At 65.7% G+C, this 10,867-nt stretch carries 2 protein-coding genes; one reads left to right on the top strand and one right to left on the bottom strand.

Annotation, left to right across the window (positions count from 1 at the left end; all coding sequences use genetic code 11):
- Positions 1-197 (top strand): hypothetical protein (locus AC07O3_RS33405; RefSeq protein ID WP_495341407.1); only part of this gene is annotated, 197 nt, incomplete at its 5' end.
- Between the two features lie 4,130 nt (positions 198-4,327).
- Here the strand turns inward: AC07O3_RS33405 and AC07O3_RS33400 are convergent.
- The gene (locus AC07O3_RS33400) at positions 4,328-10,747 is read right to left on the bottom strand and encodes a hypothetical protein (RefSeq protein ID WP_495341406.1); all 6,420 of its coding nucleotides are present in this window, start codon (positions 10,745-10,747) and stop codon (positions 4,328-4,330) included.
- Positions 10,748-10,867: the final 120 nt, after the last annotated feature.

Below are 10,867 nucleotides of genomic sequence, written 5' to 3'. Positions count from 1 at the left end.
TTGGTCGCCGCTTCATCTGCAACACTCCTTCCGCCTATGCGGTGGTTAGTGTGTTGCATCGACCGGTTGAATCCGCCCTGCAAAGCAGACATGGGCGGCCGGATCTACGCGCAAAGAAGGCGCGATGGCGACGAGTTTTTCCTACGTGCATTTACTTGCAAGTTTCGCTGGCGCCGGTGATCGGAAAACGAAACTGATGTGGGGCCTGCGCGGCATCAAGGCTGCGACGGGCCGGAGGGACCGTTGCCTTCGAACACTTTCAGCACGATCACATCCGAGTACTGCAATTCGCCGTATGCCGTCGCGCCCGATGGGTCGCGTGTGCGGTCATCGCGCAGGTACACCGTGCGCTCGCCGATGCGAACGCCGATGCGGTGCCGGCGTATCTGCGCACTGAGCGTGATTACAGTTTCCCAGCGCTCGACCAGATGCTCGGGTGCGCCCGTAGGCTCTAGCGAATGTATGCCTCCATCGGGCATCCATGTCGCTTTGCCATGCCCCGCGGCTTCGGCAAACAGCAACTGGGCCACGATCTCGGGGTTGCCAGATCCGTCACTGCCGGCGCCGCGCGGCCCCGCGACACTCACGTGCAGCTGCGTCGGGTCCCCGCGGTACGCACCGATCACCGTCGCTGTGCGTTGCGAGGGTAGCTGTACGAAATCGGCAACGGCGTTTTCGGACATCATCGCGCCTTCCAGCGCGTTGGGCTGGAAGCGCACAGCGACCAGCTTGACGAAAGGCTGCGCGACCAGGCGCGGCACATGCACCACCACGTCCACTCGCCAGAGCTTTTCGTGCATATCGAACACGGGCCGGAAGAGCGCGAGCTTCTCGCGGCGCGCCACGCCATCGGCTCTTGTCTTCGGCAGCTGCGTGAGCTGCAGCCGCTGCAGGCTGTCGCCGATGTCGCCCAACGTGAGGTACTTGCGCGGCAAGGGCTGCGTGAGGCGCAGCGGATCGGCGCCCCAACTGGAGACGGCATCGTCCCATTGCGACGCCGAGTCGCCGCAGCGGATGCCCAGCAACTCGCCGGGCCCGCTGCTGCAATCCCAGCCGCGGTCTAGAAAGAGCGTCACCGCCACTTCGCGCGTACTGCGCGAGTGCAACAGTTTCTCGTCGCGGTCGAAGCGAAACGAGGGCGTCGCCTCGACGATGCGAACTGGCTCGGGTTTGGCGGTCGAGGGCCATGACACCGTGCGCGACTCCTGGCTTGCGACCCATCGGCGCGCCTGCGCGTTCTTCGCTCCATTGGCATTCGCCGCGCGCAGCCAGTAGTGAACCACCCGGTGTTTAGTGTCCATGAATTCATGCGAGAGCGCGGCCAAGTCAATGGCAACGGGCCCGCGCAGCGGCGTGCTGGACGCAGATGACGCGATGCCTTCATCGACGATGTGCCTCACTTCTTCACTCAGCACGCTTGCGATCATCTCAGCGCGGCGGTCGGGATCGACCGGGCGCATGGAACTGGGCAACCCCATCGCCGGGTTGTCGAACGGGTCGGTCCAGCTCGCCACCAGCTCTAGTTCCGCGGTTGTGGCGGGGTCGAAGCTGCCAACCAATTCCTTGAACTGGACCGACTTGGAGCCCATCATCCTAGTCTCGCCAGATGGTTCGGCCGGAATGTGCGGCGCATAGGCCGATGGCATCCAGCTTTCGACATGTATCATCAATGCCTCACTCACCAGCGGCGAATCATGCGGCGCGACTTTACCCAAGGCGTGTTTCGCCTCGAGTTCAGCGATATCGCCCACCGGCAGTACGAGCAGGTCGAATGCTTCGCCGTGCGGCACGTGCACCACGGCGCGCCCGCGCGCGCCGCTGATCGCCACGCGCGCGGGCGCGCTAGTCCTGGCCATTGGCACGAAGTCCACTTGCAGCGCCGCCGCGTCGGGCCAACTGGTGCCTTCGTATAGCGGATGGACGTACTCGCATACCACGCCCGACTCGTGCAGCGCGAACGTGTCCTGCGCCTTGTCCCTGCGTACCAGCACCAGGCGCAGGGCCTTCACCAGCGGGTCGGGGTAGTAGTTCTTCGACGCATCGAAGCGTGCACCTGCAGCAGCGCGCACCAGCACCGGCTGCGAGACTCCTTGCGCCTGCCTGCTCGGGAAAATCTCTAGCGCCTCCGCGCTGCGCGCATAGCTCGCAAACGCAGTCGATTGCGGAGTCGCTTTGCTGGGCTCGTCGAACACGCCATGGCGGTCCAGCTCGAACACGTCGCGAATGGCCCCCGGAATGACGTGGCGCGTGGCCGACACCACCGTGCCTTGCACTGGCCGCGATAGGTCCAGCACCACGCGCGCGGCCGACTGCGCGTCGGGACGGCCCGACAGATCGGCGCCGCCGCCGAACATCGCAATTGGCGCAGTCATCGGCTCGAAGCGCTTGATCGCGAAGGGATGCAGGCCCTGCGCCTGCAACAGGCTCTTCTGGTCCACGCCCGGCTGCATCACCTCGCAATCCAGGCCCACGCTTGCGATGACGTTCGCCTCGCCTGCACCTACTCTCTTCAGCTGAAACGACGCTTCTTCAAGCGCGTGTTCCTGCAGTGCAACCGACGAGCCGTCTCGTAGCACTTGGCGCAGTGACGCCTCCACCATCCAGCCGTAGCGGTAGCGCGGGTTGGTTCCGGGGATTGCGGTGATCGTCTTGTTCAGCTTGTCGCTCAACTTCTTCGTGCTGCTGCCAGGCATCGGCACGGCGGGGTTCCAGCCCGACCACTCGAACAGCTGGTCCTTCACCACGGTTTCTTCCTGCTGCGTGTCCTCGCCTCGATATTCCAGCCGGTCCAGTGGGATGAATCCCTCCATACGGGTGGCATCGCTATGGCAGGCGGCATCGCCGAGCCCACAATCGGACCGTGCGGTGTAAGCGAGCTTCCTTGCCAGCAGCGAGCGCCACCTGCCCTGCGTATCGGGATGCGCCACCTTCAAGTCGGGCCGTACGCCGATCACCAAGTCTTCCAGATGCAAGTCGCCTGTGGTGGCTGCAGCGCCCGCGGCACGTGCGGCGGCCCGCGCGGCTTGCCCGTGCAAGTGCAGGATGACCGGGCCCGTGCGCAGGCCTGCCGCCACCAGTTCAGCCTCTCCCGCCTGATCGCCGCGCACGGCGGGATCTGACTTGTCGCGCGACTCGAGCAAAGCGCCGAGCAGCTTGGTCACGTTCGAGGGAACATCGACATTGCTGAAGTACGCGTCCTTGCCCAGCGCGAGGCGGCCGCCGGGCGCGAGCGGAATGGAGTTGTACGCGCCGGCGCTGCCTCCCCTAATGCGCGCGAAGCCCTTGTCATCGACGGCAGTCCACGGAGTCTCGGCCATCAGCCCCGCGATTTTCGCAGCGATGGATCCGGTGCCGCGCTCGACCGCGCGCGCGCCTTCCTCGCTGAGCGGTACCGTGATGTCGATGCTCATCCCGAGAAACGGATGGATGGCGAATTCCTGCCCGATCGCGGCCAGCACGTTCGCAAAACTTTCCTGGTCCTTGTTGACCGTCAGGGCGCCGATCCGCGAGTTGTAGGGTGACGTGGCGAGCATGGTGTCGATGTAGGCGTTGGTCAACGCGCATTCCGCAACACCCTTTGCACCATAGGACGCAAAGCCCTTCCCAGTGAGACGCGCGCGCACGAAACCACGCGCCTGCTTCTTCAGCCCCAGTTCGCGGAACCTGTCCACGGGCTCGCCCAGCGCCTTTTTTGGGGGTGATCCGTAGCCACCGAGCACGTAGTCGAGCCAGGTGTCTTCCGTGTTTTGACTCACGCCGGGCTCGGCAAGGTCTTCCATCAGTTCGGTCAGCGAGGTTCCGGACCGCAGGAAGTTCTGGTCCACCGCATCGAGTGCGTTGCCGAGAAACGCATCGTTGTTGTTGCTCTTGAACTGGCCGCGCGGCAAATCACGAATCTTTACTGGTGCGCGCATCTGCAGTGCACCGCCCAGCACGCGCAGCTCATTGCGCTTCTGGGTCAAGGCGCCGCCCAGGCTCGATGCATGCATGTACACCGCTGCCGCAGCGCCACCGGCTTCGTACGCCTGGGTCATGACGCGGCGAGAGATGCGCGTGGCGTCCGGCTGCACTTGGTCGAACAACTCGTTCCACAGCAGGGGCGAGAGGTTCGCGCGCACATCGTCGGGAATAGGCGCAGTCGCCTCGGGGCGCGCAAGCCCTTTCACTTGCAGCGTTATGCCCGCGGACGCGCGCAGAAGCGCGGGCAGGTTGCGCACGCCCGCATGCGATTCGGATGGCACGACCGACAGGGTCAGCTTTAGCCGCCTGCCCTGCTCGAGGCCCTTGGGAATGACGACGATCTGATAGGGGGTGGTGGTGCTCATGCTCACTCCTCGAAGGCGGCCCGGTAGGCGTTCCAGGCTTCGGTGGAAAGAAGGGCTGCGCAGTCCTCGAAGGTGCTGTCGACAGGCTGATCGGCCCGGCTGCCGGCAGCCGCGATGCGCAGCGGTCGGCCGTTGCTGCGGGAACCGCCGCCGCTGCCGCCGCTTTGGCTGTGTCTGACCGAATAGCGCAGCGTCCACTTGAATGGGCCAGCGCCCACGCTCACGCCGAAGCGTCCCTCGCCGGTCGCGGCACCGTTTTCCTCGCGCACGCGCACGGTGAGGTCGGCGCAGATGGAGACGATGCTGAGCACCGTCGCGCTACCGCCTGCGTAGAAAAAACCTTCGAGGATGGTGCCGCCCGCCGCCTGCCGGTAGTAGAGGCCCACCGTGACACGGCCCTGGCCCGTGATGGCCGGCAGGTTGAAGGCGCCGACCAGCCCGAACTCGAACGACGCGGAAATGGAGATGACGCGGTCCATCGCCATCACCATTTCGAAGAACCCGCCGCCGCCCCAGATGCCGACGCTGATTAGCATCGGCGCTTCGCGCGAAGCCACCGCGAACGACACCTCCGCCGACCTGTCCTCGAAGGGCAGCATCAGTGCGGCTTCGATGCCGAAGTTTTGGATCGTCATGCCACCGGCCTGGATGATCGGCACGCCGAAGTAGAAACCCGCGCGCACGCCGCGCGGCAGCGGCATCATGAAAAATCCGCTGTCGCCGCCCAGCAGCGCCATAAGTTGTTTGATGAAGACCAGCGGCCCCTTCTCCATATTGGGCGTGCAGAACTCGGGCGGATCCATGCGGAAACCGCTTTGCGTATCCGCCCGGAAGTGGATGGACGCGATCGGTAGCTCCATGAAGTTGAAGATGTTGATGCGGAAATTGCGCACTTCGCCGTTCAGCGTGAAGAGCGAGGTGCCCTCCAGCAAGTCGGCTTCCATCGAGGTCTTAAGCACCAGCTGCGCCTCGTTCGGTGGGTCGCCCGCGCTGTCGCCTTCACAGGGCGCGCCTTCCAGGCCGGGCAGGAAAATCCCGCAGTACTCGCGCACGATGGGCTTTTTGAACTCGTAGCTTGTCGAGACCTTCGCCGGCACGAACTTCGCCGCGAGCAGGCGGATCTGCCTCTCCGCCTCGGCGATGGCCGCGCCTTCCAAGTTGCGCAGCAGCTTGCTCACATCGAGCTTGGCGATCACCGTGCGCAGACTCTTGACCAGCGCGCCGTCATTAAACGCGACTGCAATCACCTGCAGGTCGGCCGGCGTGGGTTTCGGGCCAATCGATGCGATCGGCACGAAGGCCGTGCCGATCGCCTTGAGCTGCACGAAGAACTCTGTGCCGAAAACGGAGACCGCCGCGCCGTTGGCCTGCAGCCTGTCGATCCAGCTCGCGGTCGCGATGTCCTTCGCGAGCATCACCAGCGGCCGCGCGCCGGCCCACAGCTGCTGCACGACGCCGTTGAGCTCCTTCATCACCTTCTCGTAAGCCGGCCATTCGCGCAGGCATGTGGCGGCGTCGATCGCCGCAGGCGACGGGGCATCCAGCACGCAGCGGGGCAGCGACGACATGCGCAGCAGCGCCTGCAACCGCCAGCGCACCTCGGTGATCGCGTCCGCCGGCGTGGGCGGGCGCAGCGCCGCGAACTCCTGGAGCAGGCCTATGACCACGGGCACACGCGGGTCGGTTGCGAGTTTCGCGGTCAGCGCGTCCACCGAGCCCATGATCGCGTTCACACGCGTGGTGAGCGCCCGGAGCGCGTTGCGCTGCAGGCCCTTGGCGAACGCATCGACATCTTGGCGCAGTGCGGCTGCCGCGGCGCGCCACGGCGGCCCCAACTTTTCAAGTTTCGCAATGATGCGGATGCAGGTTTCCAGGTACACCAGCGCGACGTTCGCTAGCGCCAGCCCACGCGAGCGCGGATTCGTTGCGGCGCGTGCTGGGCGGACGGAAAAGATCCTGCTCGCCGGGCCGTTGGCCGCGCGCAGCGCGAGCGATATGTCGCGGATCTCACGCAACTCCGGCTCCAGCTGGCGCACCATCTCCGCTGCGCCGGCAACGGCGGGGTTGTACAGCGTGCCCTGCACCCACGTCTCCAGCGTGCCCAGCATGCCGAACACGATCTGGTTGACCGTGTTCTGGAATTCGTTCTCGATTTCCACACGCGCCTGTTTAGCAGCCAGCATCCATGCCCGCAGTTCCGCGTTGTAGACCGCCGCAACCAGCCTGAGTTCGTCGGCGAGGCCCTGGTACATGGCATACATCTGCGTGAGGCGTGTCACGACGGGGCCCAGTGCATCGAGCGCGAGAGCCAGCAATTGCTCTTCGGGCGCCCGGCGCCACTGCATCAGCTGCACGCAGAACTCCTCGCGCAGCGCGATCGCTTGCTGCCGCATCTGCGTAACGAGCGCATAGGAGCGGTTTTCCAGGTCGTCCAGCAGCTGCTCCGCGTAGTCCGTATGCGCGTTGACCTCGTTGACCAGCTCCGTGACCTTGACGACCAGCAGTTCCATGGCGTCGGCAACCAGCACGCCTAGGTTCTTCTGCACTGCCGCGTGCATCCTGCGCACCCAGTCGAACATCTCGTCGAAGTCGGCGGCCTTGAGCAGGTCGGCGAGCAGCAGGTCGGGGTTGTCGGCGATCTTCTTGAGCGCGCGCGCCAAATCGTCCACTGACGCGCCGATCTTCGCGATCGCGCCCAGCAGCTTGAGCATGTCGCCACTGGCTTGATGGCGCGCCGCTTCGCCGAGTTCAGTTGTGACGGCGTCCAACCGATCCTTGATCTGCAGGTAAGTCTGGGTGGTGCACCACTCAGTCGGTGCGGTGGCGCAGGCACCGGTCCACCGTGCGGATGCCTGCTGCACAGCGTCGCGCGCCTCGGCGAAGAACGCGGGCAGCGCCTCCAGCAGGTCCTTGCCGGCAGCGTCGATCCGACGCTCGACCTGCGCTACCAACTCGGGCAATTCCTCTAGCCCGACAGCCTCCAGCAACACCGTGAGTGGAATATTGCCAAGGATCTTGGCCGACTTATCGAATGCGAATTCGCTGCTGACCTCGGTGGTCGTCGTCGACTTCAGCCGCACGCCCAGTACGCGCGCCGCGCCTTTGGGCACGGCGCCAGAGTCACCACGGAAGCCCACCGGTCCCGTGTCGCGTGCCAATGCCTTGCACACCGAATCGGTGTTCGCAACGCCGGCCGAGCGGTCCGAGCGGCCGCGAAAGCCGATCGGCCGGTCCTGCTCCAGGTCGAGGTACAGCTTGGCCGGGTTGGCCGCACCGTCGAAGGCCGAGCGCTTGTACAGCGCGTCGTAGTAGACGCCGACCGGTTGGCCGCGTGGGTCGCCGGTCTGCATGTCGATCGAGCGGACGACGATCTCGGCACGCTCAACCACCGGGTAGAACGGCGGCTCGCGGCGCGACTCCAGCAGCACCGAATTGATCATCCTCTTGTTGATCACGGCGCCGACGGTGAGCGTGTGCGTGGGCCAGGTGGTCTCGCCCGGCGCTGAGCGGGGCGCGTAGGTGATGTCCACGCCTTCGAGCTTGACGCTGCGGTTGGCTGCCTGCAGCGCGTTGAACTTCGCGACCACGTCCTCGAGCACCTTCGCGTCGTGTGTGACGGTGTTGTCGACGAATGCGAGATGACTCCTGCCCACGCCACCGGATGCCACACGAATGTCGAATGCGTGCGGCCCGCCGCCGCGACAGATCACGAACGCCGATGGGCCGAGGCCCGCGAGCTGCCAGTTAGCGGGGTTATCGATTTGCAGGTCTTGCGGGTTGTCGATGGTGAAGGTATCGGGGTTGCAGAAGCTGTTCAGGCTTTCTGGCGGTTGCTCCACGCGCGGGAACGTCATTGATGGATTGACGATGCGGATGTAGTAGCGCTGCACATTCACCGCGACGGGGCCACGTCCCGCGACGTTCTCGATTTCGCGCGGGCCCACGCGGATCAGCGCAGCGTGGTGGCCGTAGGGCAAGATGTAGCCCAGGTACACGGTGCGCGCAAAGTGCGTGCGTCCGTCGCCGAGTGCGTGCGTCCACTCTTCCAGGCTCAGGGCGAAGCCGTCGCTGCCAATGCGCCCCAGGCCGTCGCGGGTGCGCAGGTAGGGCGGGTCCCAGCGGCCGCGTGAGCGCATCGAGCCGCCGCGGGCGGTAAGGCGGAACAGGTCGGCATCGAAAGGCTGCGGCTCATAGATGCCATAGTCCGAGTTCGTGCGCTTGCGTCCGCCCGCTTCCAGATGAACATCGGCCGAGCCGAGGAGGCCGGGTACGCCCCAATCGGCGGACAGCACCTTGATCTGTGCGCGGTCGTTCTCGTCAAGCTCGTGCCTGCGTTTTTCGATCAGCGGGTCGCCTTGCGCATTGTCAGAGCCGTAGTGCAGCGGCAGCCCGTGGCCTGGCCGAAAGTCGGGCGTGTAGATCGCGCGCAGCGGCAGGCCGGTGCGGCCCTCGACGCGTGCACCGACGTAGAACGCGCGCTGGAAAGCGCCCATCGCGCGCGTGTCGCGCGCGATGGGCGCGTGCTGGATGCTTGCGCGCTCGTCCGGCGAGATGTGCAGCCGCCACGGCATCTCGATGTGGGTCACCGCGGGCAGCTCGCCTTTCGTCACCGGGTTCGGGTAGTCCGTGTGGCCAGTGCGGTCCCGCCAGCTCTTGAGCGAACTGGATGCCGCATCGGCGACGACGAAGCTCCAGCGATCGGGATCGAGCAGGTTGGCCAAGTCCAGCGCGAAGCTGCCGGTGCTATCGGGCTTTTGCACCATGCACAGGCTGGACTCGCCAGCGACGCGGGCCTCGACGGGCCAGCGCACTGGCTCATCGTCGCTCGGTTTCTCGTTGTCGTCTTTGTCGCGCAGGCGCGTTTCAGGATCGTCCGCCGCCAGCTTCTGCTGCGCCTTTCTTGCCTCGTTCTTTGTCGACGCAACTGGTACGCCAAATTTATCCCGCTTGTTGTTCTGCGGATCGACGCCCTTTTCGATCTTCGGCGCTCTGAAGTACGACTGTTCCGAAACCGCCTGCGGCGGAAACACCGCCCACATGCGTGCGTGCTCCTCCTTTGCCACCCGCGTGATCTCGAACGCGCGCCAGCCACGCCGCAGCTCATAGCCGCTGAACTGGAAGCGCATCCACAGGCTGTCCTCCGGCCGCAGGAACTCAATTTCCATGTTGTCCAAGGGCAGCGCGTCGGGCTGCCATGGCGCTGCATTCAAGAAGCGGTGAATGTTTGGCACATCGCGGCCGGGTGCGCGCGGTGCGCTGCTTGCGCGCAGCACCACGTGCACGCCGTGCTCGTGCACGAACGCCCCGCTTTCCCATCGGAAGCTGCAGTCCACGTCGTAGCCGGAGTCGCGCGTGCAGACGACGGTAGGATTCGCGCCGCGCGCTGAGCCGCGCAGCACCGCGCCGGCGCTGCGCACGGTCGCGCTGAGTTCCTGGGCCACCACCATTTGCTCGTCGGCGCCGCTTTCGATGTAGGTGGCGTTACTCGCCACTAGCGTCGCGGTGCCGCCCTGCCCGTCGACCGCGTCATGCAGCGTGAGCGCTTGGGATGGCTGGGCAGACATCGCGTGGCGCAGGCCGGCCGGCGTCTCGCGTAGCTCCATGCGCACCTGCCGCGCCGCGAACGGCGCGACGCTGGGTGCTGCGCCCCCGCTGCGCGCGCCCGGTGCCAGGCGCAGCGCACCTTGCGCCTCGCCCACGGACAGCGTCATCAACATTGCGCGGGGCGAGGGCGCGACGGTACCAAGCAACTGCGCCTTCCCCAGCGGCGCCAACCTGCAGCTTTGCGTGGAGCCCATGAGCGCGCGGCCCGCGACTTGCACGCCGCCGTCTAGATCCAGGCCTAGGTCGGCGCGGACCGCGATACTGCCTGTCTTGCCTGTAGTGACGCGTACGCCGGCTAGCGAAAATCCGGTCGGCATGCGTTCGACGCGGAGCGTGGCGTCGCCTGCCACCCACTCTTGCAAATCCACAGTCTGCGCGCCCTGCGCGCCGCCCAGGTGCAGGGTGACATACACGCGGCCGTTGGCTTGCGCAAGTCCGAACCCCAGGTCGAATGTGAAGTCCGTCCCCGGGTACCGCACGCCCGCAATCGCGATGCCGGCCCTGCCGTCCGCCGAACTGATGGAAATGCGCGCAGGCTCGGCCAGCCATCGGCTGTCGGCATTCCACAGCAACTTGCCGTCCAGACTCACGGCGAAGCCCTGTGTGGTCCGCTCGACAGCGAGGCCCGCCTGTGCATGCGCGGAAATCGGCACGATGGCGCCGGCGGCGCCCGCCAGGAGCAACTGCCGCCTGCCGATCGGCGCGCGGCGAATCGCGTCCAGCGAATCGGGTGAATGGGACGTCGGTTGCGGCGCGGCGCCGCATTGCCCGTGAAAAGAGATCACGGCCGATCTGTCCAGCCATTCCTGAACCGGCATCTTTGCGCGAGTCATCTCCTCACCCCTCGATGTCATTGATCGGCGACAACGTAGCGCTTATCCACATCGCGCGCATCGCATGAACGGGGGAAGGGTAATCACCGAATGCGAGTCTGCGCC

The sequence above is a fragment of the Variovorax sp. GW821-FHT09D05 genome (assembly GCF_059416325.1).
Note: the sequence above shows the minus strand (reverse complement) of the source record. Positions and strands in the feature narration are given on the sequence as shown.

What these genes read in the sequence shown, in the direction of transcription:
- AC07O3_RS33400 (WP_495341406.1), bottom strand. Translation starts at nt 10,747, where the DNA reads ATGCCGGTTCAGGAATGGCTGGACAGATCGGCCGTGATCTCTTTTCAC.